22 protein-coding genes are annotated in these 26,264 nt (G+C 41.5%); 10 read left to right on the top strand and 12 right to left on the bottom strand.

Features of this window, described 5'->3' with window-relative positions; all coding sequences use genetic code 11:
- Positions 1 to 440: 440 nt before the first annotated feature.
- From DP114_RS13060 to DP114_RS13050, 3 genes are all read right to left on the bottom strand, one after another.
- Positions 441 to 2,126: a lipoxygenase family protein gene (locus tag DP114_RS13060; protein WP_171976289.1), complete on the bottom strand. Its 1,686-nt coding sequence runs from the start codon at positions 2,124 to 2,126 to the stop codon at positions 441 to 443.
- A gap of 585 nt (positions 2,127 to 2,711) precedes the next feature.
- Positions 2,712 to 3,374, bottom strand: coding sequence for a peptide-methionine (S)-S-oxide reductase MsrA (gene msrA / locus DP114_RS13055; RefSeq protein WP_169264483.1), 663 nt, complete (start codon positions 3,372 to 3,374; stop codon positions 2,712 to 2,714).
- Between the two features lie 143 nt (positions 3,375 to 3,517).
- Complete coding sequence (locus DP114_RS13050) at positions 3,518 to 5,728, bottom strand: PD-(D/E)XK nuclease family protein (RefSeq protein WP_171976288.1); 2,211 nt, start codon at positions 5,726 to 5,728, stop codon at positions 3,518 to 3,520.
- A gap of 86 nt (positions 5,729 to 5,814) precedes the next feature.
- Here DP114_RS13050 and DP114_RS13045 point away from each other — a divergent pair, with 86 nt between their 5' ends.
- The 3 genes from DP114_RS13045 to DP114_RS13035 all read left to right on the top strand — a co-directional run bounded on the left by DP114_RS13045 (position 5,815) and on the right by DP114_RS13035 (position 9,894).
- On the top strand, positions 5,815 to 7,140 hold the full coding sequence (locus DP114_RS13045; protein ID WP_171976287.1) for a proton extrusion protein PcxA: 1,326 nt from the start codon (positions 5,815 to 5,817) through the stop codon (positions 7,138 to 7,140).
- Positions 7,141 to 7,375: 235 nt separating this feature from the next.
- Entirely contained in the window at positions 7,376 to 8,707 is a 1,332-nt protein-coding gene (gene mltA, locus DP114_RS13040; RefSeq protein WP_171978184.1) for a murein transglycosylase A, read from the top strand.
- 734 nt (positions 8,708 to 9,441) lie between these two features.
- The gene (locus DP114_RS13035) at positions 9,442 to 9,894 is read left to right on the top strand and encodes a PIN domain-containing protein (RefSeq protein ID WP_171976286.1); all 453 of its coding nucleotides are present in this window, start codon (positions 9,442 to 9,444) and stop codon (positions 9,892 to 9,894) included.
- 359 nt (positions 9,895 to 10,253) lie between these two features.
- Here DP114_RS13035 and DP114_RS13030 read toward each other — a convergent pair whose 3' ends face one another.
- From DP114_RS13030 to DP114_RS13000, 7 genes are all read right to left on the bottom strand, one after another.
- A complete protein-coding gene (locus DP114_RS13030; protein WP_211178381.1) occupies positions 10,254 to 10,922 on the bottom strand; it encodes a hypothetical protein in 669 nt (222 codons plus the stop codon).
- Between the two features lie 243 nt (positions 10,923 to 11,165).
- Entirely contained in the window at positions 11,166 to 11,546 is a 381-nt protein-coding gene (locus DP114_RS13025; protein WP_171976285.1) for a hypothetical protein, read from the bottom strand.
- Positions 11,547 to 11,562: 16 nt separating this feature from the next.
- Positions 11,563 to 11,937, bottom strand: a complete 375-nt coding sequence (locus DP114_RS13020; RefSeq protein ID WP_171976284.1) for a hypothetical protein — start codon at positions 11,935 to 11,937, stop codon at positions 11,563 to 11,565.
- Positions 11,938 to 12,245: 308 nt separating this feature from the next.
- Complete coding sequence (locus DP114_RS13015; protein ID WP_171976283.1) at positions 12,246 to 12,581, bottom strand: hypothetical protein; 336 nt, start codon at positions 12,579 to 12,581, stop codon at positions 12,246 to 12,248.
- A gap of 108 nt (positions 12,582 to 12,689) precedes the next feature.
- Positions 12,690 to 13,052 carry a hypothetical protein gene (locus DP114_RS34945; RefSeq protein WP_246163155.1) on the bottom strand — a complete coding sequence of 121 codons (363 nt, stop codon included), beginning with the start codon at positions 13,050 to 13,052 and terminating at the stop codon, positions 12,690 to 12,692.
- Positions 13,053 to 13,178: 126 nt separating this feature from the next.
- The gene (locus tag DP114_RS13005; RefSeq protein ID WP_171976282.1) at positions 13,179 to 13,544 is read right to left on the bottom strand and encodes a hypothetical protein; all 366 of its coding nucleotides are present in this window, start codon (positions 13,542 to 13,544) and stop codon (positions 13,179 to 13,181) included.
- Positions 13,545 to 13,670: 126 nt separating this feature from the next.
- Complete coding sequence (locus tag DP114_RS13000) at positions 13,671 to 14,036, bottom strand: hypothetical protein (RefSeq protein WP_171976281.1); 366 nt, start codon at positions 14,034 to 14,036, stop codon at positions 13,671 to 13,673.
- Positions 14,037 to 14,451: 415 nt separating this feature from the next.
- On the opposite strand from DP114_RS13000, the gene DP114_RS12995 reads away from it, so the two are divergent.
- Positions 14,452 to 14,778 carry a helix-turn-helix transcriptional regulator gene (locus DP114_RS12995; RefSeq protein ID WP_169264489.1) on the top strand — a complete coding sequence of 109 codons (327 nt, stop codon included), beginning with the start codon at positions 14,452 to 14,454 and terminating at the stop codon, positions 14,776 to 14,778.
- Between the two features lie 43 nt (positions 14,779 to 14,821).
- Here DP114_RS12995 and DP114_RS12990 read toward each other — a convergent pair whose 3' ends face one another.
- The gene (locus DP114_RS12990; RefSeq protein ID WP_171976280.1) at positions 14,822 to 15,538 is read right to left on the bottom strand and encodes a polysaccharide deacetylase family protein; all 717 of its coding nucleotides are present in this window, start codon (positions 15,536 to 15,538) and stop codon (positions 14,822 to 14,824) included.
- A 243-nt stretch (positions 15,539 to 15,781) separates the two neighbouring features.
- Here DP114_RS12990 and DP114_RS12985 point away from each other — a divergent pair, with 243 nt between their 5' ends.
- Together DP114_RS12985 and DP114_RS12980 are read left to right on the top strand one after the other, a co-directional pair.
- Positions 15,782 to 17,077 (top strand): serine hydrolase, encoded by a 1,296-nt coding sequence (locus DP114_RS12985; RefSeq protein ID WP_169264491.1) that lies wholly within the window; start codon positions 15,782 to 15,784, stop codon positions 17,075 to 17,077.
- A gap of 147 nt (positions 17,078 to 17,224) precedes the next feature.
- Positions 17,225 to 20,305, top strand: coding sequence for a plasmid replication protein, CyRepA1 family (locus DP114_RS12980; protein WP_171976279.1), 3,081 nt, complete (start codon positions 17,225 to 17,227; stop codon positions 20,303 to 20,305).
- Positions 20,306 to 20,425: 120 nt separating this feature from the next.
- Here the strand turns inward: DP114_RS12980 and DP114_RS12975 are convergent, their stop codons facing one another.
- Positions 20,426 to 21,298, bottom strand: a complete 873-nt coding sequence (locus tag DP114_RS12975) for a hypothetical protein (RefSeq protein WP_171976278.1) — start codon at positions 21,296 to 21,298, stop codon at positions 20,426 to 20,428.
- A 1,145-nt stretch (positions 21,299 to 22,443) separates the two neighbouring features.
- Here DP114_RS12975 and DP114_RS12970 point away from each other — a divergent pair.
- The 4 genes from DP114_RS12970 to DP114_RS12955 all read left to right on the top strand — a co-directional run bounded on the left by DP114_RS12970 (position 22,444) and on the right by DP114_RS12955 (position 25,948).
- Entirely contained in the window at positions 22,444 to 22,665 is a 222-nt protein-coding gene (locus DP114_RS12970; RefSeq protein WP_171976277.1) for a CTB family bacteriocin, read from the top strand.
- Between the two features lie 111 nt (positions 22,666 to 22,776).
- The gene (locus DP114_RS12965; protein ID WP_171976276.1) at positions 22,777 to 22,998 is read left to right on the top strand and encodes a CTB family bacteriocin; all 222 of its coding nucleotides are present in this window, start codon (positions 22,777 to 22,779) and stop codon (positions 22,996 to 22,998) included.
- Positions 22,999 to 23,226: 228 nt separating this feature from the next.
- Complete coding sequence (locus DP114_RS12960) at positions 23,227 to 23,556, top strand: CTB family bacteriocin (protein WP_169264495.1); 330 nt, start codon at positions 23,227 to 23,229, stop codon at positions 23,554 to 23,556.
- Between the two features lie 241 nt (positions 23,557 to 23,797).
- The gene (locus DP114_RS12955) at positions 23,798 to 25,948 is read left to right on the top strand and encodes a peptidase domain-containing ABC transporter (protein ID WP_171976275.1); all 2,151 of its coding nucleotides are present in this window, start codon (positions 23,798 to 23,800) and stop codon (positions 25,946 to 25,948) included.
- The last annotated feature ends 316 nt before the right edge of the window (positions 25,949 to 26,264 follow it).

Genomic DNA, 26,264 nt, shown 5'->3' with positions numbered 1-26,264 from the left:
GTTTTGGTTTGTGTCTTTGTCCGCCGTAAGTTTGTTTGGCGTCTTGGACTCGTTTTTTGCTTCTGCATTTTGATAGGGATAAGGGTTGAAGGTTTATGCACGCTTGTGTGAACTTTAAATTAGTTTTGATCGCCAAAGGCGAGAAAAGCGTAAGGATTCAGGTTAAAGGCAAAAGACGCGAGCTTAGCCAGAGCCATAGGACGCTAAGAGCGCCAACGCGAGTGCGAACGGACACCCCTGTGGGCAGGTGACACCATCCTCATAGATGAACAGGTGCATGAACAGGGAAAGTTTTGGATCAGCCGAAGATTTTTTTCTCGTTCCCAGGCTGAGCCGGAGAACGAGCGCTGGCATGTTTTTTGTTGCCAGAAACGCAAACGACAAATCCCCAACTTCTTCAAGAAGTCAGGGATCTTGTTTCTCACGAATGTTTAGGATTGCTATATGTTTAAGCTATTAGGTACATTCGAGGGTAAAAGAAAGGTGTACGGTTCAAGCCGGTTTTGATTCCGCTCATGAATCACTTGCTCAATTTCTTGTAATTTTGTCTGGAATTGCAGCAAAACCTTTTGAGCGCGGACATCGACAAAGTTCTTGTCTGGATAGCCCAGACGATTTGGCAAGAAAACAGTGAGAGTTTTCATCAACTCCAATTGCTTTGCCGCCAGCTTTTGTGGAGGGAGAATCTTCAGGATTGTGGCTTCATCAATTTCTTGATCACGACTGGGAGGGGGCGCATACGTAGCTAACGGCATGTTGGGGGCAAAGGCGATGTAGTCGTATTGGGGATAGTTCACCGCACCGTGCTGAGGTCCACTAATAAAAATAAGCTGGGTAGCGATCGCCACTAACTGTTCCACACTCTCCACTCTACCATTAGCCACTAATCCTTTAACATTATCCCCCTCTGGAGATATTAGTTTCCGCACCCAATTCTGTAGCTCTGTATCTTCCAAAATCTGGACTGGAGATGTGTAGTACAGCTCTAGATAATCGCTAACGTAAGACTCAATTGCTCTCCACAATAATAAAGCATCATCCCGGTAGGGGTAATCTGGCAAAAAGTTTTCTCCCTGTTCGTCAAGATCGGTTTCTCCAACTCCTCGCCGACTTAGCTCTTTAGGTAGGGCAAACTCACTGAAGTTTTCGAGAGATTCTTTGATAGCTCCTTTAATAAGGTTGATGGAGGCTTCCAAAGTTCCAGCTAACAGAGTATCTGCATAGCCACCTGGGCTGATCAATTGTTCTCGTGCCAGTTCATTGATTGCCAGAGTGAATTGAAAATGGGGTTTCAGTAAGACTGAGAGGGGATGATTGGGCGCTAGTTCATTAGCAGTTGCCATTACAAACGGTTCCAACATCAGATGGGTTCTTCCCAGATGGCTGATGGCTTCGTGATAGTTACCATCTGCCATTTGAGTAAAGATTTTTGCCATAAACCAATGCATCCCATCGATTGGTGTATAAATGGGATTTTTTGCTGGATCAGTTTGTTGATTGAGTTGAATGGCAATGGGAGCTAAAGTACCGCGATAATCGCCATAACCTACAGGTTTCCAACAGTACAACACCAACGGGGCAGCAATGGTTTTTGTTCCTTGTTCGTATGTTCCTGGAGTGAGTCCATCAAGCCCTTTGTAATTGGTGAGGAAGATTCTGCCTTCTGCGATCGCCTCTGCGAGTGTCTTTTTAGTCAGCATGATTTTTTGAAAGATGGCATCTGTCACTGGAAAGTTATCAGGCAATTTCTCAATGACGCGCTCAATCACCATCGGATTGGCACCAGCAATGCGCTGACGAGCAAAGACAGTATCGTTGCGGAATGTTTGCAACGTTGAAGGTTTGCGCAGGAGTGGAAACATCTCCTGGTAATCTTTCAAGCTATCGAATGGATCGAAAACATTATCGATATTGGTTGCTAAGGTATTCGCGATTAATGATATTAAGCCCTGATCTCGCTCCAGTGAGTATTTGAATGAGAACATTTCTGACTGTGGCAATTTTTTAATCAACAATATCCCCGCAGTTTCGCCGTATTGATAATCTTCTCGCTGGCGGGCGATCTGTTCATTTCGCTGCTGCTGTTGTTCAGGGGTATCGTCTTGAGGTAAACTTGGCTGAATCATCGAATTAATCTTCCAATTCTAAATAGCTTGACAATGTAAGTAATTTCATCTGTAAATTTTTCATTCATGATGATCTCAAGGCTTTATCAAAGATTCACACTTCGATTGGCTCATGGTTTGTTCTCCTTTGTAAACGTAGTCTTGTGCTCGAGTATTAATGGAAGTTTGATTATGTGAGATCAGTACTACCTCTTTAGTAAAGGGACGTTAAGCTTGTTTACTTTCCTTGTTTTATTCATAGTTGTAAGCAAAATCGACTTATGCACTCTTGAGATAGAAACAGAAGTCAAACTTGTTTGCTTTCCTTGTCTTATTCATAGGTGTAAGCAAAATCGACTTATGCACTCTTGAGATAGAAATTGAAGTGAACTACCCAGCATCAATCCTTCGAGTGGTTGTGTTCAGGTTATAGCGTTTCTGAGAACTTCTATAGTAATCCTATTTGATTTGTAAGAATTAAAAACGACAGATCCCCGACAACTTCTACGAAGTCGGGGATCTTGTTTATCACGAATATTTAGGATTGCTGTAGAAAAGAATATGTCCCGTTAAGCTTGCGCTATAACGGAACAGAATATCACAGACTTAACCGTTGAGTTGAGCTATTCCCACAGGACAAGCAACGTTAGTCCCGCCTAATCCGCAATAGCCATTGGGGTTTTTCGCCAGGTACTGCTGATGGTAGTCCTCGGCATAGTAAAATTCAGGAGCATCCAGAATTTCAGTGGTAATTTTTCCATAATCTGAAGCACTGAGAGCTTTCTGATAAGCTTGTTGCGATGCTTCTGCTAGCTTTCTTTGATTTTCAGAATACACGTAAATCCCTGAACGATACTGAGTACCCACGTCGTTACCCTGACGCATGCCTTGAGTGGGGTTGTGGTTTTCCCAGAAGACTTTTAGTAACTCAGAATAACTAATGACTTTTGGATCAAAGACGACTTGTACCACTTCATTGTGACCTGTGCGTCCAGAACACACTTCTTTATAAGTAGGGTTAGGAGTGACACCTGCAGCATAACCGACTGCTGTGCTGTAAACTCCTTCTAGCTGCCAGAATTTGCGTTCTGCACCCCAAAAGCACCCCATACCAAACGTTGCAAGTTCCATTCCTTCTGGAAATGGCGGCTTGAGCGGATGACCGTTAACATAGTGACGAGCCGGTACTGGCATTTTTTCTGCTCGCCCTGACAAAGCTTCTTCAGGAGTGGGCAGGCTTAATTTTTTACCGAATCCAAATAACACCATTGATTTTTACTCTAGCTTTTTATGAGAGTGTTCTTTACCTTACTTAATATTGTACAGATACTGGTTGTAGTAGGGAGCCAGTGTGGTGGGCGGGTTTCCCGACTTGTAGCACCTGGCGTGCTCTTGAATTCCGCCGAAATGCGTTAAACAACGGCAGGATCACAAACAACTGAAACGCAAGCATGTACCAAAGGTAGCAAAGGACCAAGCTGTTCTTGCCCATTAACCGCTAAATCGCTATGACATAAATAGACTCTTTGGGACACGCGAGCAAGCAAATCTGCCAGAATTGTTCGCAGTCTTTGTTCTTCTGCCGATTTTTCATCTTCTACTGTCCAAGGTTCGCCCAACCTTTCTTGGAGGAAGAATGGTGCACCGAATAAAGTTGCTGCACCGCCTTTTGCCCACAAAGGCGAACCTGTATCCAGCCAGAACTGCCAACGGTGAGACCGTCTAGAAGAGCGATATTGGAAGATGGTAGCCAATGTGACAGCGTTTGATTTCGGCCCGATGGGATGAACCGGGTAGGGATTAGCGGTAATGGTACCACGCCGCAGGAGTTGGATAAATTCGGCAGTTATTGAGTAAGGTGAAGTCCCTTTCGCTTGGGTTTCCTCTTTTAATGGGGGAGAAACAGAGGAGGTTTGCCGCAATCTCGTATCAATTTCCCAGTAGTGCTGTGCGGTTTCCAATAGTTCCCGCAGTGCTGCCAATTGGTCGTAGGGGAGATTGTTGCCATTCCACAAGAAACGCTGAATTGCCCTATCTAAAAGAGAAATGGGACTGGGAATCAAGCGCAGTTCTTGTTGTGTTTTTTGGGTTTCTAACCACTGCAATATATTACCATAAGCCGTGGTCGCTGCGTAGCCCAGCCTATCCCAGCGGTCAAACGCCCTGACAGGTAGCAACTTGGGTTGGTCTGGATGGGGTACAAAGCAGTAATCTGCTATCAAGCCAGCGCGGACGGGGTCAATGTGGGGAAATGAGGGGGAAATTTCTGCTTCGATTCCAGAAACTTCCTTGCTTAACACAACTAACATCTCTGCCACAGCATCGCGGTCAACTAAGCGTCCTAAGCCGGGATAAACTAAGGCAAGAACGGTGAGCAATCCTCTGATGATCGGCGAAGTTATCAAGGGGCGTTGGTCGTTGAGAGGTTGGACTTGGATGTTTTGCTTGGTGAGGATTTCTGTGAGGGTGTAACGGGCGATCGCATCTAAACCTGGCGCAATGATCGCCACTTCGTTTGGCTGTACCTGCTTCTCCTTAACAGCTTTAACAATCACCTCTGCTGTTTCCCGCAATAATTCGGCGCGGGATCTGGTTTGAATGGATTGGACTGCTGCTGGTAAGCTTAAAGGCATGATCTGTTCTGTTATCAGCTCCTGCATCGGTATGGTGCTAGCTTCTCCAAGGCATGAAAAGGGACGCTGAGTCAAAACTTCTTGCCGACAACGTGCTGATAATCCTTCTAAATAATTGGGGTCAGCTCCTAGTCCCAAACGCACTACACTATCGGGATTGTAGCTAAATGCCCCCACTGCACCGTTATTTAGAAGCAACTCAAACAGGTGACGCGATAGGGCAGGATAATCTTGGACATCATCAGCCAGCACTGCTTGATAGCGTTTGCTAAGCTGTTGCTGATAAGTTGGATCGCTTAAGAGGTATTTGCCATAAACTTCGGTCATGATTCCATAGGTGAGAAATCCTCTTTCTAGACACCAGTTACGCCAATTGAGTAGTAAAGATGTTATTAGTTGAGGTTCTAGGTTTGCACTATTCTCTTGCTGAGCGATGGCGTTGAGCAAAACGTCGTTAATTTTCTCACAGGCTATGCCACTAGAAGCCCCTAGTTGCAATAAATCCAAGATACGACGTACTAATCGGTACTCCGGTTCTCCCGCGCGACGCAAAATTCCCTCGTCCAATTGGGAACGCCAAAGTTTGGTTGCTAGTTCCTGTTCAGTTTCTGGACGCAGCCGTACTGGAAATTGCGCCTTTAACTCCAATAACTGAATAAGCAAAGGCCAAAACAAACTCACTTCATCCTGAATAAAGCCCAAGGGTGTCTTGCAACGTACTGGATATTTTCCGGAAGTGGCTGTAACAATTTTATCCGCTAACCCCCGACGATTTTCATCATTGGCTGCCAAAACTAAGACTCCTGGTTCTGTTTGATGAAGATACAAGGGTCTTGGTATATTCTCGCTATTTTTTTGCCCTTGGTTTTTCGTATAATATGACTCTTTGCAGCTAGTTTCACTCAACACCCAATTACAAAACTGCTTTACCAAGCGAGCAGTCTTACCACTGCGGCTAGGTCCTGTTACCCAAAGGGAATCCCAAATCATAAATATCTCCTTGGAGATTTTTTCAGACACTTCGTACGTTAACTTAAGTTTAAGAGTCACAAAAGTATGCTGGATGATTGCCAACAATGATTATTTCTATTTTTCGCCAAAAAATATACCCTTTTTTAGTAGCCTCTTACAGATGGTACTTACGCACCTCAGAGCGTTCTCTAGACGAGGCTTACAAAGCGGCATTGCAGATTAAGGCAATAGAAGATAAAGATTTCGATGGTAATAAGATAGACATTACATCAAATAAGTACAGCCGTAATGTCATGGATTATTTTGAGTCATACCTAAAAAAACAATTAAAAATTGTCCGAATGCGGCTAACAGAATTTAAGGCAAGCCGTTTTTTTCTGAGCGAATCTAATCAAAAAGCTGCAAATGAATTTGGTATACAGTTTCCACAGCCTTCTGTGATTTTACAAAAACTCACATTCATTGATGAAATCACAGCAAAATACACCAATTTGGACGAATTACATTCCCAAGTTCAAATCAATAAAGATAATAGTTTAATAAGAATACAACCCTCAACTAATCAATTAAAACAACAGAATTTCTTAACTCAGAGATTAGACAATAATATACCTCAAAATAAGGCAAATACGACAGGAGTTGTACCGCGTTCTATTCTTAGTACTTTTACTCGTCTGCAAGTTGAGTTAGACCCCCAAGCAGAACAAGATGTCGTTAAAAATTTCCGTAATACACAAAGAAGAACAATAATATCTGTCAAATTTCTGCTTCTGCTTATTATAGTTCCTATTTTGACTCATCAATTGTCAAAAGCTCTGGTTATTGGACCGATTGTTGACCGTACTTTTCATAAAGAATCTGCGAATGAAGCTGGTCTGTTCCTGAATTTTGAAATGGAAGAAGAAGCTCTAAAAGAGCTAGAAAAATTTGAAGAGAGAATAAAATTTGATAACTTGCTGCTCAATGGCGAACCATTATCTCTTGAGCAGATGGAAAATCAGATAAAAACAAAGGCTAATGAGATTTCTGAGGAATTTAGTAATAGTAGTTCTAATGCCCTGAAAAATGTTTTTGCTGATATATTGTCTGTGATTGCGTTTTCCTGCTTGTTGCTTGTTAGCAAAAAAGAAATAGCGGAACTCAAAGATTTCTTTGACCATATTGTCTACGGTCTTAGTGACAGTGCCAAGGCATTTATTATAATTTTGTTTACCGATATTTTTGTGGGTTTCCACTCTCCTCATGGTTGGGAAGTTATTTTAGAAGGTATTTCGCGCCATTGGGGATTGCCAGCAAATCACAGTTTTATATTCCTATTTATTGCTACATTTCCAGTTATTTTAGATACGATCTTCAAATACTGGATCTTCCGTTACTTGAATCGTGTATCGCCCTCTGCTGTTGCTACATATCATAATATGAACGAGTGAGATAGCACTCTTAGAGGATTTGTGAAAAAACAAGATGTCCAACTTTGTAAGAATTGTCGGACATCTGAATATCAATTCTCCAAAAATAAATTCATGGGGCTGAATGCCTGACAATTGGCAGTTGATAACTGATAATTGAAGGGTCATCAGTGGTTACGGGTAAGATGTAAGCAATTTTCATCACACCCCTATGTCACGCAGTTTAGAAAAAATGATCAAAAAGACATTTGTCGCAATGGGGCAAAGTGCCGTATCCTTACGAACTATAAGCCGAAAGCTTGACGCTGAGCGTATCGCCATAAGTCTCCCTATAGCCCCTATAATTGTGTTATTACTTATGCAACCTTTCGGGCATTTAGCACTGAGTCCACCACAGTGTCGGGTGACAAAATGGCAACTACCAGTATCCTCTCAAGCTCAATTACAGGATAAAATTGTTCAACCGCAAACAGCGCCATCTCCATTAGTACCCATTGCGAAGTCACCGTTTCCTTGTTGCGAGGGCGATACTTCTTGTTTGGATGGTCAATTATGGGGCGAAAACAGTGAATCACCAGATAAAAAGGCTTTGTTGACGGCTGTAGATCGCAGTTTGCAGTACCTTTTTTCTAGCGATGCGGCGGGGGTGTATCAACAGTATCCTGTGGTGGGAATGACACGCGATCGCGTTATCAAAAGTTTGCAAAGATTCCGAGAACTGGTATTAAAATCTAAATCTGCTGTGGAACTTAATGCAGCAATAGCAAAGGAATTTGTTTTTTACCAGTCAGTGGGGGGAGACAAAAAAGGCTCGGTGCTGTTTACAGCATACTATGAACCAGTTTATGCTGCTAGTCGTGTTCCAACTCCAGAGTATCGCTATCCTGCTTATCGCATACCACCTGATATTAGCTCATGGCAAAAACCTCATCCCACACGCTTGGAACTAGAAGGTGCCGATGGGTTGCAAGCTTCAATTGGTAGATTGCGGGGGTTAGAGTTGTTTTGGTTTCGCGATCGCCTAGAACCGTATTTAGTGCAGATTCAAGGTTCAGCCAAACTTCAGCTTACTAATGGCACTCAAACAACAATAGGTTATGCTGGTAACACCGCTTACAACTACAAGAGTATCGGGCGAGAACTGGCGAACGATGGTAAGTTACCGCTTGAGGGTTTGACCATGCCGAAGATCCTCAACTATTTTCAGAAGTATCCACAACAGTTAAATGTTTATATCCCTCGCGATCCCAGCTTTGTGTTTTTTCAAGAAAACCACGGTGCACCCGCCGAAGGTTCTATCAAAGTACCACTAACAGCAGAACGCTCTATTGCAACAGATAAATCGCTTATGCCTCCTGGTGCTTTGGCGTTGATTCGTGCTCCCTTCCCTTTTGTTAATTCTGTGACTAAACAAATGGAGCATCGAATTGTCAGTCGGTATGTTCTTGATCAAGATACCGGAGGTGCAATTAAAGGTGCGGGGCGAGTAGATTATTTTTTAGGTTCAGGTAAGATAGCAGGCGATCGCGCTGGTGTGACTGTTAGTCATGGGCAGTTATATTATTTGTTGCTTAAATCTCATCAATAATAGTAATTATTAGTCAGACTTTGTAAAAAACTAGGTCTAGAGAAAGAATTCCAATACAAACGGATTTGATACAGAACGCGCTTTCTATCTAGTTTTTAGACCTAGGTTTTGTATTTTATACTCGTTGCAAACTGCTGTATTTTTGTTGTCTAGCAAGAGTTTGCTCTCTAACACGGACTTTATTTGTTTAATCATGACTTTAGTCATGGGTTTTGGACAATCACTAAGTGTTACTTTAATATCAATCCTTCTTTAGATAGAAATTTGTGCTTTTCTTTTTAAAGAAGAGTTTATACATTTCATTTATAAAAATCAAAACACTTCATAAATTTTTATTAGTTGATTGAATTCTTTTATGAGATATTAGTGATATCACGCTTATCACTTTGTTATTTTTATAACTTCTAGGTGAGAAGCATTTATTAACTTTGTAAAAATTCAAAATATGATGTTACATTGACTGGAATTTTGGGTATAAATGACTTTTACTCTTGTTTGGAACTACAAAAATTTATCTGGCGTCTTACGTAGATAGAATGTTAGCCACTCAACCAAAAGTTGATCATCTTAGCCAGACAGTAGAGTGGTGCCAAAGCTAGTTTATATTTCTCATTGATTGTGCGTAAATCCGAAATACTATCTTTTTAGTTTGTATATAAGTATATTCATGACTCAGTGAGTCTAATATCTTATTTCTCCGCAATATATTGATAGGTTAATAATGGGGTTTGAAAGTGTTCAGGATATTAGTTGATGCTGATTTAATATTAGAGGCTTTGATGAATCGTAATAACTCTGTAGGAGATGTCAGTGAGTTATTAGATAGAGTACATCCGTGGGTTCAAATGTACATAACAGATATTGGTTGGCAAAAAATTCACACATATGCAAGTCGTTTGCGAAATACAAATATCGCTGAACTAGTGATTAATTGGCTGCAAGACAAAATCCAAGTCTGTACTATCGATCAAACTATTCTCCAACAAGCACGTTTTTCACCTCTTCAAGATTTTGAGTCTGCTGTAGAACTCGTTTGTGCCACGGATGAAAAACTGGATGCAATTGTTACCCATAACTATGATGATTTTGCCCAAGTACGAAATAAATTTTGGATTTGGTCTGTTGCAGAATTATGGATGCGTGCAAATCTGGAAAGCCAAATAGGTACAACTAGATCTATATTATAGTAATTCAAAATACCCTACCCTACAAGAAGCCACTACGGGGTGTAGGGGAAGTCTTATACCTATAGTACACTCCCTTGACGCGCTTGTCGGACTCGTGTCAAGGGAGGAGATACGGGTATGTCTTTCGTATGGTACACCAGCAACAGATCCAAAAAATACGAAAAAACTCGCTACTAGTCCGCAAGCCAAAGAGCGATAGTTATAAATAGCAGAACCTTTACAAGGCAGCCATTAAGCTATTGGGGCGAATAAGTGACTACGAGTTCGTGTGCTTGTTTATAGATTCAGTGAATGAATTCAAGGTTAGCTACACAATTGACGATCAGCCGGAGGCTTTAGCTTGCGCGTATCGCATGAGCTTAGCGTACGTTAACATCCATAGTGTAGTTTAAGGCACCATTACCACTATTTTGTTGGGCTACGTTAGTACCAGGACCGCTCAGTTCTACACTCACAGAAGATGATGGGGGATTGTATCGTGCTGATACTTCCACCTTGTGTTCACCAACTGATAAATAAGGTGACAAATTAAGCTTAACGTTTTTATCGTTGTTAATTTGCTTGACAACTTTACCATTTACAGTAATTTCACCCGTCATTTGAGCATTTGATGTATTGATGCTCAAGATATGCGGTTGACTTAAATTCGCAGCACTTAGCTGAAGTGAGCTTTTTTGATATCCAAAGGAATCACCAAAGCTAGATTGCTGGCTAGTGAATGTCGTCGATCTGTTCATATCGCTACTCCTGTGTGTTGGAACAACAACGGAAAAATCTTCGCTACTTTCCTCGTCGTCATCGTCATAACTGTCTGTTGGAACAATAACGGAAGAATCGTGAAAATTTTTGTCATCGTTGTCTGTCTGAACAATAACAGAGGAAGTCCTCTGGCTGCTATGTCCGCTATTGCTGTCTGTCTGAATAATGACAGAAGAAGTTTTCTGGCTACTACGGACGAAATTTTGTGCAAAAGCTGTACTAACACTTAGAAGTACTAGACAGCTTGCAAGAATCACTAATTTACTCATGATGACAGAACCAGATTGAAGTAACAGCAGGTACACAATTAGCCAATTCAATTATTTGAAAAATTGCATGACCTGCTGATAGCTGGAGAAAAGATTAGGCGGGAAGAAAAATTTCACTCGCTACTGTAAACTCAACAGAAGTTTTTGCCTTCACAAAAGTCATCCCTAGCAATGAAACCGAAGTTCCCGCCTGCTAGGGACTTCGGAAAGGTGAGAGTTTTGATAGGAGTTGTTAGGACTATCTTACCTGTTGGAAAAAGGTGCTCTTGGTGATTTTACGTGCACAGGAACGTTGACATCAACATTAATGTCTTTTACAGGGTCATAACCCCCCCTGCGGTTACCACCTTCAAAATTTTGATTCACAGTGCGACGTTGTTCGCAAGCACCATCATTGTTGATACAAACTTGCTTTCCTGTGCTGACAGAAGTGCTACCGCTACAACCTGGAGAACTTTGACGATTAACTCTTGTAGATTGTCTTGCTTCTCTGGAAATCGCTATTTGTGTCCCAGCTGTGACACCAACACATCCTGCTGAAGCAGAAGGGGTTAAGGAAGGAATAAAGAAAGGGGAGACAGCTGTTAGAGAGAACAAGCCCAGAGAAAGTAGTTTGGATTTCATGTATGTACCCTTGGTATTATTGACAAGTGGATGTGGTTGTAGAACTGTAAGTACTATTTGCGCTGTTAGAGCCACTGCGTACAGTATTTGTTCGGACTACTCGTCTGCCGTTACAGTAGCTTTGTGTTGTGCGAGGATATCTCAAACTCCGCAGACGCTGATCAAGACTGTATTGTCGAATGTTTCTTCTAGAACTTGGTATCCGACTGTAAGGATAAGTGGTTCTGTTAGTAGGTCTTCTGTCTCTAATTGTGATACCACCTTCTTCATCGATTGTTACCCTACTAGTACTACCTTCGACATCAATGTCATCTGCGCTCGCAATTTTCGCAGGTAGTGCAATCAGCGCTGAGAGTACCACTAGTAATGAAATAGTTTGTCTGACAGGCATGGCTTAATTCCTCTGTTCCTAAAATACAACCGACTTTCATATAGTAAAACTAGGAAATCGGTAAAATATGTATCAACTCCTCACCTATAACACACCACCGCACTGTCAACAGACACTCGCAATTTTCTGTAAACTGGTGAGTTATTTGGGGTTGCTTTGTCACATAGATCCAGCAACACCCAATCGCTAATTAGCCGGAACCGCTATATATTTCCGGAGTTGAACTCATCAGGATTTTGGCAGATGCGTAACCCAATACCAACAGCAGCTTGAGACAGCAAACTAAATACAGACTAGTACAGCACGGCTTAATGGCGGTAAGGAATAGAAGATCCTCTGTTTTGTCTATTTCGTTGCAGTTGCTCGCTTTTTTGAGAAGCATACTGGTCAACATTACTGTTATCACGCGCGGCACCATTTTGGTCGATGCGCTGGTTAGCATTTTGTCTTCCAGAACGGGGGTGACCAGTTTTTTGCTGAATGCTGTATTGGTCCGCTGCCTGATTCACTCGGCTATTTTCACCACCAACTGTAGAGTTTTGATTAATCTCCTGCCTGGTCACGGCTTCGCCTGCGAAAGCTACAGTTGGTATTACCATCACAGCAGCGACCAAAAGACCCAGAGTCAACGTTTTCTTTACCATAACTATGTCCTAAATTATGAATGAATTGTGAAACAGTGGCGTTGCTTGAATAGTAAAAGAATTAACTGATACCAAACACTCGGCAACGCCTTTTGATGACATCAATGATTAGCGATGGTAGGATCTACCACGATTGGTAGCATTTTGACGCTGGTTGTTGTTGGTCTCGCTGTATTGGTTAGTGTAAGAACCATCAAGTGCTGCACCATTTTGAATGGTGGTTTGACGAGCACCTTGGTCTTGAGGAGTTCTGCGGGAACCACCGTAGTAGTTACCAGGACGGGAGTGTGTACGATTTTGGACTTGACTGCTATTGGTGATGGAAGTTTGAACTGCAGTACTACCGTTGGTAGCAGCAGCGTTTTGCTCTGTGTACTGGTCAACGTTCTGTGATTGGTCAGCGAATGCGGCGGTGGGAGCGATCATCAAACCAGCAGCCAGTAAACCAAAAGCAATAGATTTGTTCAACATAATTTTTTGACCTTGTCAGTTGTGTGTGTGTTGTGAAAGTGAAAACTTATCTGTTTTGGAAGAGTATGGCGTTGCACTTTGAGCAGATATTTAGCAACGCCAAAGCAGCAAATCAATGATTAGCGACTAACGAGCATTTTGACGCTGGTTGTTGCGGGTGCGGCCGTCTTGGTAGGTGTCAGAACCATCAACTGCTGCACCATTTTGAACGGTGGTTTGCTTGGCACCTTGGTCTTGGTTAACTTTACCAGAGCGACCGTAAGTGTTACCGTAACGATTACCGTAGTGCTTGACAGGGCGATTGGTTCTTGAATTTTGGACTTGGGTGCTGTTGGTTGTGGAGGTTTGCTCTGTACGACTACCGTTGGTAGCAGCACCGTTTTGCTCTGTATACTGGTCAACGTTCTGTGATTGTTGACCGGCGAATGCGGCGGTGGGAGCGATCATCAAACCAGCAGCCAGTAAACCAAAAGCAATAGATTTGTTCAACATAATTTTTTGACCTTGTCAGTTGTGTGTGTGTTGTGAAAGTGAAAACTTATCTGTTTTGGAAGAGTATGGCGTTGCACTTTGAGCAGATATTTAGCAACGCCAAAGCAGCAAATCAATGATTAGCGACTAACGAGCATTTTGACGCTGGTTGTTGCGGGTGCGGCTGTCTTGGTAGGTGTCAGAACCATCAACTGCTGCACCATTTTGAACGGTGGTTTGCTTGGCACCTTGGTCTTGGTTAACTTTACCAGAGCGACCGTAAGTGTTACCGTAACGATTACCGTAGTGCTTGACAGGGCGATTGGTTCTTGAATTTTGGACTTGGGTGCTGTTGGTTGTGGAGGTTTGCTCTGTACGACTACCGTTGGTAGCAGCACCGTTTTGCTCTGTGTACTGGTCAACGTTCTGTGATTGTTGACCGGCGAATGCGGCGGTGGGAGCGATCATCAAACCAGCAGCCAGTAAACCGAAAGCAATAGATTTGTTCAACATAATTTTTTTAACCTTGTTAGTTGTGTGTGTTGTTTTTGTGTGTTGTTCTTTTTTGTGAGAGTGAACACCGTTGTCACTATACGTAGGTATTTAGATGTATTTCTACCTTAAGGAGTTCCTTGTGGTGTTTGTTTCTCTGTTTGTTTTGCTATTGAGAGCTACATTGTCGAGTTACATCATTCCGCAATTATCCAAAAGATTTTTGAAAAATATTTGAAGCCGTTTATTTGCCCTCTGTTGACCCTTCCCCCCTACAGATGACTAGAGATAGAAGTGAATCCTATACCTTAATGTTTTAACCAAAGATTTTTAGTGCGTCAAGATCTGGACAAAAGTTTTTGGACAAAATTTTTTGGGCACAAGTTTTTTTTGGTGCTAGGATCTACGGCTAAAGGTTATATATACGCGCTTAGCTGTGAAACAAAAGGCAAAACCACGGATAGCTTTTCTACGTGAAAAGGCAGGACTGACCCAACTTGAGCTTTCACGCCTCGTGGGCGTGACTGAAAGTACTATTCAGAACTGGGAAAGCGGAAGGACGGGGACAGAACATATTGAGAGAATTATTAGATTTTGCAAAGCTCTGAATTGCCAAGTGGAAGATTTAGTTCAATATATAAGCGATTCACTAGAGGAGCCTGCTGCAAAACCTAGTTCATTAAGCGAGATACATCATTTATTAGGGACAGAGGAGGTTTCCCTCACTCCCAGCTTTGAATCTGAAGCTGTTCCAAAACGCTAAGTTAGTCATTAGTACAAAAATCAAGCTCAAGGGTGATCAGTTATTATTTCTGTAACCCATCCCCAAAGAAGACCTCCATTGCCCCCATCCCCCTCAGTTCCTGCCAGAGAGTGTCTACCGTTACAAATTGATAGCCTTGTTCCATAAGTTGAGGAATGAGGATTTCTGTCGTTGCGGTGACATCTTGTCCGCCGCACATACCGTCATGCAAAACAATTAGTGAACCATTACACACCTGCTGGAGAATTCGCTGCACTACTGTGGGGATTCCTGGTCTTACCCAGTCCTCCGGTACAACGCTCCACATAACAGGTCGATAGTTCCATTGATTTAGTAATTTTAATGTTGTAGGTGTAAACAAGCCATTGGGTGGACGGACATCGCGCACTTTATCGGGTGTCAGAGCACAAGCATTGTAAATAGCAGCTTGGGTTTTTTCTAAGCTCTGTTGAAGTTCTGTTGGGGACAGCATGGGAAAATTTTGATGATCATAGCCATGCAATCCGATCCAATGTCCGCGATCGCACACCTGTTTGGCTATACCTGGCGATCGGTTAACACAAGCACCTAGCCAGAAGAAACTTGCCCTAACACTGTAACGCTCTAAAACTTTCAGCAGTTGTGGCGTGTATTGAGGATGTGGACCATCATCAAATGTCAGTGCGATCATTTTGGAACTTGGATCACCACACCAAAGACAGTTAGGAAACGTTGGTTTGAGGATGCGATAGAAAATCGGAAAAAAGGGAGCCAGTTGCATCTCGACCTACCTGCAGCTTTTGGTTTTATGTACTGTAATATAACGAAAGCTTAGTCATCTGTTCCGGACTTTTCCAACTTTTTTATCAGATCTTCTTTTGCTGTATGTCCAGAAGAGCACGCTGGTTGTCGCAAGAGTGGATTGTCAATTTATTTTAATGTTTGTGAGAAATAAGATCCTTCTGCTAAAATTTAGCAGATTAACGATTTTTTCCTTCTAAAAACAAAATATAACTCAGACATAATGCCGAAAAGGCGTCGATCTCAAAAATTCCGGAATAGATCTCCCAAGCAGAACTTTGCTGTCAAACTAAACCATGTGACAGTAAGAGTGATAACTTTAGGTGTATTACTAGCTGTTTTGATAACTAGATATGGATCAAAACAATCTATCAAACCATCTACCCAACAATCGTTACATGCACCAACAGCCACTTCGCCAATTCCTGTTATCCAAGTTGCTGTCAAATCATCCAGCAAACAAAATTCGAAATCAGTAACTCCAGCTGTGCCAGTTCCTGATTGGGCGATAAGCCGGAGGCTTGACGCTACGCCGATCGCCAAATCACTGTCTATTCCCTCTCGTCAAGCTGGGAAACAAAATTCACAAGTCGTCTACAACCTCAAAAAACCTCCAAATTTTAAAGACTCTCAAGAGTTGCAAGGGATTGTTAACAATCTTGTGGAGCTTGCTGCTGACGAAAATCTGCCTAAAGAGGCTTTATCTGTTACCTTAATAAATGCAAAAACTGGTGAAACAGCCGGATACCAACAAGATATACCAAGATATCCTGCGAGCGTAGTTAAGATGTTTTGGATGGTGGTTTTATATGCCCAAATAGATAGCGGTATTTGGCAAAATGAAAGAGATTTTGCTCCTTATTTGGCTAAAATGATTCAGGAGTCTGATAATGAGGCTGCTAGCTTTATTATAGATCAAGTCACAGGAACACGTTCGGAATCAGAACTAAAGAGCGAAAAATTTCAACTTTGGAAAAACAAACGCCAACAACTTAATCGATTTTTTCAAGAAGCAGGTTACAAAAATCTTAATATTATTCAAAAAACATTTCCCGTTGACTATCTTAATCTTCAAGAGCCTGAGGGAAGTGAATCGCAGCTACTTAATAACCCAGTTGGAAATTGGAATAAGATAACGACAAAACACGCAGCCAGACTATTGTATGAAATGTGTTACGCTGAACACGCTGTCTCTTTGCAAGCCAGCAGAAAAATGTGTGGATGGCTCAAAAGAGATTTAAATCCTAAAATTTGGCAACCACCAGATTCTTATGATTTCAACCCGGTACGCAGTTTTTTTGGTGAATCTTTACCCGACACTCGTGTTCGATTCTATTCTAAAGCAGGGGCGACTTCTGCTTCTCGATCAGAAGCCGCAATGGTTGTTACAGAAGATAACAAAACTGCTTATATTTTGGCAGTTTTTGCTCCAGATTCGGCATACGCTGATGATGGACAGATTTTCCCCAAGATGTCTGCTCTTGTCTATAAACGTATGACTTCTGGCAGTTCAAGATAGCAGTGATCAATTTAGATTAAACCATCATTTTCAGTGTATTGTTTGGAATAGTGTAATAAGCCTCACAGTACTTTCATACTCCCTCATCTCAAAATTGCATATGCATGATAAGGTGTTATGCACTGTTTTTTCCTAACGCCGTACCTAATGCATTTGTACTATCTAGAGTCCCAACACCTTGAGGAATTAGTCCAAGGTAGCGGTATAGATTTAAACCTTGCAAAACTCAATTTTCTGTCTTTGAAAGGCAGAAACACTTATGATTACCTGCTAATTTCTGAACATCTTCCCCGCACAAATACTGGGATGGTCAAAAATGGGTGGTTACAGCGTTATGCCCACATCACTGAAGGTGGTTGGTGGTGTTCTGGACTTGACTCCCTAAATCATTGGCAAGCGATGGAGTGGGGGTGTTTTAAGCCCAACCAACCTCGATTAAATGAAAATGGCAAGTTGATAAAGTACGAACATCCCCCTACTACACCAACGCGAGTATTTTGTCTGCGAGTATCACTAGATATCTGGCAGCAAGTGGCTCAACGTTACAATGTACCCATGCCCAACAGTATCAACATTGCTGGCAATGGTGAAGCTGAAAGCTTTTGGCAATGGGTGATGGAACGGAACATCCCCATTATTATTTGTGAGGGTGTTAAGAAAGCTGCAGCACTGTTGACACAAGGATATGCAGCTATTGCTATCCCTGGAATTACCAGTGGTTACCGCGTGATCAAGGATGGCTTTGGCAAAGTTATCAGTCGCCAGCTTATCCCAGATTTAGCAGCGTTTGCGAAGACTGGGCGTATCTTTTACATTTGCTTTGATTTTGAAACTGAACCTAAGAAAATTGCAGCAGTCACTAATGCTATCTCCCAGCTAGGGTTTCTATTCCAAGAAAAAAATTGTTCCGTCCGAGTCATCAAACTTCCAGGAATAGAAAAAGGGATTGATGACTTTCTCGTCGCCAAAGGTGCAACTGCTTTTGAGACAGTCTACCGCCAAAGTGTTGATTTAGAAGTTTACCTTGCTCAAACCAAGCCTCACACCGAGTTAACCATTCCGGCTGCACTCACCGTCAACCGTCGGTATTTAGGAGAAATACCGTTCCCCTCCTCTGGATTAGTTGGAGTGAACTCTGCAAAAGGAACAGGGAAAACCACAACACTGCAAACTGTTGTGAACCAAGCCAAAAGCACAAACAAACCCGTATTACTCATTACTCACAGAATCCAACTGGGACGTTTTTTGTGCGAAAAAATCGGCATTCAGTGGGGAATGGGAAGGAGAGAGAAAAGGAAGGAGGGAAGGATATTTTCCCACACTCCCACACTCTCTTCATCTCCTGATTCTCTTGGATTATGTATTGATTCTATTTGGAAGCTAAATCCAGAGGATTGGCGAGGGGCAATCATAATTTTGGACGAAGTAGAACAGTCTTTATGGCATTTACTTAACAGCAACACTTGTAAAGATAAACGCGTCAAAATTTTAAAAGTCTTCCAGCAGCTTATTTCTACCGTGTTGATAAGTGGAGGATTAGTGATTGCCCAAGATGCAGATTTATCAGATGTTTCCTTAGAATATTTACAAGGATTGGCAGGAATGAAAATCATTCCTTGGATTGTTGAAAATCAGTGGAAACCCCAGCAAGGTTGGGATGTGACTTTCTATGATTCTCCTAACCCAACTCCCTTAATTCATCAGTTGGAATTGGATTTAATCACAGGACAGAAATGTTATGTGACAACGGATAGTCGCTCTGGACGTTACAGTTGTGAAACGATTGAACGTTATCTTCAAGAGCGTTTAGAAAGATTGCAAAAGCAATTTCCCAAAACTTTGGTTGTTAGTAGTCACACAACAAATACACTAGGTCATGAAGCGGTTGATTTTGTTGCAGGTATAAATCAAAAAGTAACTGAATATAACGCTGTTTTTGTGACTCCTAGCCTTGGTACTGGAATTAGTATTGATGTTCAACATTTTGACCGCGTTTATGGTATTTTTCAAGGGGTTATTCCTGACTCGGAAGCACGACAAGCTTTAGCAAGAGTACGCGACGATGTGCCGCGTATTGTCTGGTGTGCAAAGCGAGGAATTGGGTTAATTGGTAGTGGTAGTACAAATTATCGTTCATTATCTTATTGGTATCAAGAAAATCAAAAAGAAAACATAGCTTTGCTCAGTCCACTACATAAAGTTGATGTCGATTTACCATTGGTGTATGATCCTATTCATCTACGAACTTGGGCAAAATTGTCTGCTAGAGTCAATGCTTCTATTACGCTTTACCGTAAATCTCTGAAAGACGGTTTGATAGCTGATGGACATCAAATTTATGTACGAGGTAATGATGTTCAAAAGAATATTATCCGAGATTTACGTCTAGCCTTTTTAGCAACTGAACCTAGCGACATAATAACCCGTAAAAGATTAATCCTAGAAATATTCCAAGTTCAAAAAGATTGGTTTAAAAGCCGTAGAAAATCAAAAGATATTGATGATAAAATCAAAGAAATTAAGCAACGCAATCAATTAGGATCTGCAACTACTGTAGCTGATGCTAAAGATATTGATTATGTAGAATATGAGCAGCTATTGCTGAAACACTCGTTGACTGAAGAGGAACGTAATCAAATTCAGAAATATATTCTGAGACAAAAGTATGGTGTCGAAGTCACTCCCTTACTGAAATTACGTGACGACAAAGGATATTATTACCAACTATTAATACATTATTATCTAACTCATGAAAGCGAGTATCTCTGCCTGAGAGACAAGCAAGAATGGTATCAGCAATTAACTTGGGGTGAAGGTAAAGTTTTTCTGCCAGATTTGAAGACTTATAAACTTAAAGTTGAAGCTTTGAGAGCATTAGGAGTGCTACAGTATCTCGAACCAAAACGAGTTTTTAGTGAAAATGATGCAGATTTATTATTGTTGAGAAATGTAACTTTTCAATGTAGTCAACATATCAAAAGATCCATTGGTATTAATTTATTGCAGCAAAAAGAGTATATTTCACCTATAAAAATACTTAAGCAACTGTTGAGTTTATTAGGGTTAAAGCTGAAGCGGATAAATAATGCAGTTTATCAAATTGACTCTGAAACACTCTATGATGGTAGGCAAAAAATATTTGACGTTTGGCACAAACGTGATGAGTTGATGTTGGCAAATTTTAAGAGTATTGGTTTTGAGATAGCAAATATCCCGGTTTTTGCTTGAGTGCAAGATAAATCTTGTGGGGTAAGCTTAGAGTTATTTGTGTCAAGTTAAGCCAAATATCCGACTTTTTAAAGAAGTCGGATATCTTATACAATTCGTTACAATCCAATTAATTTCCTCCTACCATAAACGTTGGTTGTAGCGCCTTTGTGTCTCTTCTATAAAAACCTCTAAAGTTTCGCCTGGAACCTCTTCTTCAGTTAAAGATTTATAGAACTGCTGAGCCGTATTTCCAATTTGATAAACTAAATAAGTATCAGTTCCTGTATTAATAAATCCTCCTGCAACTGGAATGATTTGTGTTGCACTTAAACCGATTGTGGCTAATCTATTGGCTCTCAGTACGCGATCAAGAATTGCAAACGCTTCATTTTTACACTCTGGAATTTGTAGTTCAAAACCGTAAGCGACTGCGATCTGAAAAATAATTTCAGCTTGGATCAGAGCAATTTCAACATGATCAACCCCGACAGACTCTGCCATTTTGGACGGAACAACACTCATGACTACAGAAGTTCTGCTCACACGGAAAAGCTGTCGGCGAAGCAGACGCTGAGTCATTTGTTCAGGCGTTGCGTTGGGAAATTTTGTTAAAACAAGAGTGACAAATTTCTCAACTGCATCTAGATCAATCAGTTCGATATGTGCCCTTGCAGCAGCTTCCTTTGCTGTTTGGTTCTCGTCTAGTTTCTTCCTGAGAGATTCTTGATTCTGTTCCAGCTTGTTTCCAAAAAACTGACGTGTTTCCTGTTGTGCTGTTTTCCCTCGTTCAATCGCAGATTGCACCACGTCTTGTCCAAAATCTGTAGCTGACTTAACTGATTGGACAATGTCTCGCTTTAACTTTGTTACCTCGCTAACCATATCCTCACTGATTTGAGAACTGACTTCACCTAAAGTTCCGCCAAGTTCTTGCAGTGTCTTAAGAAAGGACGCTTTCTTTATATCTTTTGAGGTATCACGACGTGATTGCCCACGGTGGAAGTTACTCATTGCTCTACTATAAAGGTTTTTGCTTATTTATAGAATAAGTTTTTCTGAAAAAATCTGACATGTTTCCCATAATCAAACTATCACTGGTTAACTGTGAAGATGCACAGGGAACAGGGAACAGGGAAAGAGTGTTTCTTTTATTCGTAGTGGGTGGCGATACGCCTAGCAGCGTCTGTTGCTTTGCGCGATACCACATGCGATCAGCCAAGGGCTTATCGATACTGATGGGGCGGGCTTAGGATACACATTCTATAATCCCTATATAGCAAGGCTTTCACCAAAGGTAACTAATATCCATTCAAAAAATGTTTGCGACAGATAACCCCACCCGCCCTATCTCGGATCTTGCACCTTACCCATAGTACCCCTTGAACTCAAGTTCAAGGCTAATAATTCAAGTGAGTTAAAACGGACTAAAAGACTTACCCAGTCAGTTTTAACTCACTTGAACTTTGAGCCAAGAAATTTATTTCTTGGCAGACGATATAGCCGTTGCCAGGTAGATTAGGACATGAACTAATAATAAAATACGGACATCACTAAATTTTCAACCCTGTTCCCTGTTATATGTCCTAATAGAGTTGGCGACTGCTATAAGTATGGCGCAAGATTTGAGCTATCCTTACAAACGTTGAGGTGTCGCTGAGGAATTTAACACAAGCCAAAAACTTGATTTCTTTCATTTGTTTGCATAAGTGCCGAATCTATCCCAAGTGCGCTGATTTGTCACAGAAGCCCGAAATCCCTGTATGCACAGCTTAAGGTAGGGGTTGCGGTGAGGGTTTGTGTGTCATCTCAACGCAACTTAGTATTGTTTTGTTGCTTAATAATTTACAATATCTTTATCAAAGTAGCAGTAATTTTAAAAGTTTATTTTGAGCTTAATCATTTACAATATCTTTATCAACCTTTTGTGGTTACTTGTGTTAGCTAAAATCACACATTCTTATGTATTTTTCGGAAATGCCGCGCTTCAGAATTGTGTAATTCCTCTTTCCAAATTTGGTACTTAAGTTTGCATAAAAAGGGAATGACTCAGTTAGTTGCTTGCATATATCGTATTAATCAAGCGAGGAGTTGAACAGCCAAAAAGAGGCAATCAACGACGAGCGACAAGTCAACATAAACTTAAGAGGTTTTCAACCATGTCTCAACTATTTACCGATTTATCCGCAGAGCAACAAGAAATCGTAGCTGGTGGTCAAGGTCTGGATGCCTTAACTAAAGACCTCAGCCAATTTAATGCCTTGGCTGCAATTAGACAAGTAGGAACTGCTGCAGGTCCTGGTGGCGCTGCAACAGCGTCTCAGACAGCCTTCCAACAACTTGCTAGCCTTGGTATAAGTGAGCTTACAGTAAAGATCTAATTCAATAGATTGATTCGTTAAGCGAGAAGTTGAGTAGCCCAAAAGAGGCAATAATCAACGACAACACAGAAGTTCATCAACAATACAAAAGCAATTAAGAGGTTTCCAACAATGTCTCAACTATTCATCAATTTGTCCGCTGAAGAGCAAGAAGTTGTCGCTGGTGGTCAAAGTCTGGATGCCTTGACTAAAGATCTCAGCCAATTTAATGCCTTAGCTGCAATTAGACAAGTAGGAACTGCTGCAGGTCCTGGTGGTGCTGCAACAGCGTCTCAGACAGCCTTCCAACAACTTGCTAGCCTTGGTATAAGTGAGCTGAAAGTAACGATCTAATTCGGTAGACTGAATTTCTTTCTTAAGCGAAGAATTGGGTAGCTTTGTCTAGATGAGTTAGCTACTATTAGCTATCAGCTAGATTGAGAGCAATAGTAGAGAGGCAATTTCTCACCTCTCTACCACTCTTTATTATTACTACCAGGTCGGTTTTGTAGAACGAAAAGATTTGTCTAATCCTTATACTATTGTAAAGTACACGGACTGCCAAATCAGAAAGGTAAGAGTATGTCTAACGATATCACATCTAAGAATTGTGAATTGCTAACAGAGTTGTCTGAGCAAGAACAGGAGGTTGTATCAGGTGGACGTTCACGTTCATCATTTGAGTTACGCGATTTTTTCTTTCAAAGGACAAACGTAAGAAGTTTTGCAAATAGCGGCTTTAATGCTTTGCAGAGTGGCGCTTCCCTCTCAGATCAAAGTGGATATATGTATTCACAAACTACTCTCGCAATTGGTTCTTTGTTTATGGGTAGTGGACGCAGCCGTAGATCAAGAGGTTTGAGTGGTAATAATTTCTTATCTTTCTTGCTTTACACTCTTTTGCACTCTTGATGATAGTATCAGCCAGGTAGTTAACAAGAGCGCAAAACACAGAATGCATCTCTAGAAAATTAGGGAATTTGACAGCGTCAGCGAGAGTCATTCGACTTTTGTAATGAGTTTCTGATTCTGACTACTGACTGCTGGATTCTGTGTTTTTTCTTTAGTTTAAAAACTGTAATATATACACGCATTAACTGAGATCAAAAGATGAACCACACCTCTAGGTTTTATTCTTTTGGGTGATTTGCCGATGAAATACCAGTTTATTCGACAGCATAGTGAGGAAGACTGCGGTGCAGCTTGTTTAGCTTCAATAGCCAAACATTATGGACGTACTTTTACTGTAAATCATATCCGTGAAGCCGTAGGTACTGGACAATTAGGTACAACTTTATTGGGGCTGAGGCGAGGTGCAGAAACACTTGGGTTTAATGCTCGTCCAGTCAAAACTTCTCCAGAATTGTTAGATCGGATAAAAGAAGCACCCCTTCCAGCAATTATTCACTGGAAGGGAAATCATTGGGTTGTACTATATGGTAAGAAAGGCAGAAAATGTGTTGTCGCTGATCCTGCTGTAGGTATCCGTTATCTCTCTAAACAAGATTTAGCAGAGAATTGGACAGATTGGTTGATGCTGTTATTGGAACCAGATCCAATACGCTTTTTTGCTCAAGAAAATGATCAAGTTGGTGGGTTTTGGCGTTTTTTTAAGCGCGTTTGGACTTTTCGCTCAATTCTGGCGCAAGCGTTCCCCTTAAACCTCATCTTGGGACTACTCTCTTTAGCTTCGCCTTTTCTGCTGCAAATTCTTACTGATGATGTACTGGTTCGCGGTGACACCAAGCTGCTCACAACTGTAGCAATTTGTGTGGTTGTGATGCATTTTATTTCCAGCAGCCTTTCTTATGTCCAGTCTCATTTAATCGCTCACTTTGCCCAACGTTTGCAATTAGGGTTAGTTCTGGAATTTGGAAGATCTATTCTGCACTTACCTCTTTCTTATTATGAATCTCGTCGCAGTGGAGAAATCGTTAGCCGTCTGCGGGATATTGACCAGATTAATCAGTTAGTTGCTCAAATCGTTGTTGGTTTACCCAGCCAATTTTTTATTGCGCTGGTTTCTTTTGCTTTCATGCTTTTTTATAGCTGGAAACTGACATTGGTGGCTGTGTTGTTTGCTGTAGTCATGTCAATCTCTACAATCATATTCCAGCCGACTTTGCAGCAAAAAACTCGTGAACTTTTAGTCACAGAAGCAGAAACACAAGGCGTTTTAGTAGAAACTTTTAAAGGCGCACTGACCCTCAAAACGACGACAGCAACACCGCAATTTTGGGATGAGTTCCAAAGTAGATTTGGTCGTCTTGCTAGCTTGACATTACGCACAATTCAGATAAGCATTATCAATCATACCTTTTCTAGCTTAGTTTCTGCTATTGGCAGTGTTGTCTTGCTCTGGTGCGGTGGAAATTTAGTAATTAACCCAGCGGAAAACTTGAGTATTGGACAACTCTTTGCCTTTAACTCGATGAATGGTAATTTTCTCGGGTTTATTGGTAGTTTGATTAGTTTTGTCGATGAATTTACTCGTGCGAAAACGGCAACTCAACGCTTAACCGAAGTTATAGACACCACTCCAGAAAATAAAGGCGATGGGAAAAGACCTTTCGCTAATCTTCCTGGAGATGCTGACATTGTTTGTACAGATGTGAACTTTCACTATGCTGGTCGGCTTGACTTGCTACAGGACTTTTCACTAACAATTCCCGGTGGTAAAGTTATCGCCCTCATCGGTAAGTCTGGTTGTGGTAAAAGTTCTTTAGCTAAAGTGATTGCTGGTTTATATCCACTGGAATCTGGCAATATCCGCATTGGAATTTATAACCTGAATGATCTTTCTCTTGATTGTCTACGTCAGCAGGTGATTCTTGTTCCCCAAGATGCTCACTTTTGGAGCCGTTCTATTGTAGAAAACTTTCGCCTAGGAACGCCCTACGTTACTTTTGAGCAGATTGTCAGAGCTTGTGAAATTGCTCATGCTGATGATTTTATTAGTAGACTTCCTGACAAATATCAAACTATTTTAGGGGAATTTGGCGCAAATATTTCAGGTGGACAACGTCAACGATTGGCGATCGCACGAGCCATTGTCACAGATCCACCAATCCTGATTTTAGATGAATCTACTTCTGGACTCGACCCAGTGAGTGAAGCACAGGTGCTAGATAGATTGTTTGAGCACCGTCGCGGTAAAACGACAATTTTGATTACCCACCGTCCTAAGATAGTTAATCGCGCTGATTGGATTGTCCTGTTGGATCAGGGTAAGTTGAAACTTCAAGGTTCTTTGGAGGAGTTACATTCAAAATCAGGGGATCATATGGATTTTTTAATTCCTTGAAATGCGGAATACTCAGATCTTGCACCTCCGGCTGATACGCCTTGAACTAAAGTTCAAGGCTAATAACGCAAGTCCGTTAAAACGGAACGGCACATGCTTCTCCCAAGGGGAGACGCAATCATGCGAACAAGTCGGGAAACCCGGACGCCCTAGTGGGAACGGCCACGCCTTACGGTGAGTCCAGCGCTGTCTCTCTCACCAGATACCTCTGTCGGGAAACCCTCATCAAGTACTGGCTCAACGGACAGGTGCGCGACTGTCGGGAAACCCGCCCACGGCACTGTCCTTCCCAACGCAGTGCCTCCTGAAAAACTTA

The sequence above is a fragment of the Brasilonema sennae CENA114 genome, from assembly GCF_006968745.1.
GTDB lineage: Bacteria > Cyanobacteriota > Cyanobacteriia > Cyanobacteriales > Nostocaceae > Brasilonema > Brasilonema sennae.
This window is presented reverse-complemented; position numbering and strand designations above follow the sequence as displayed.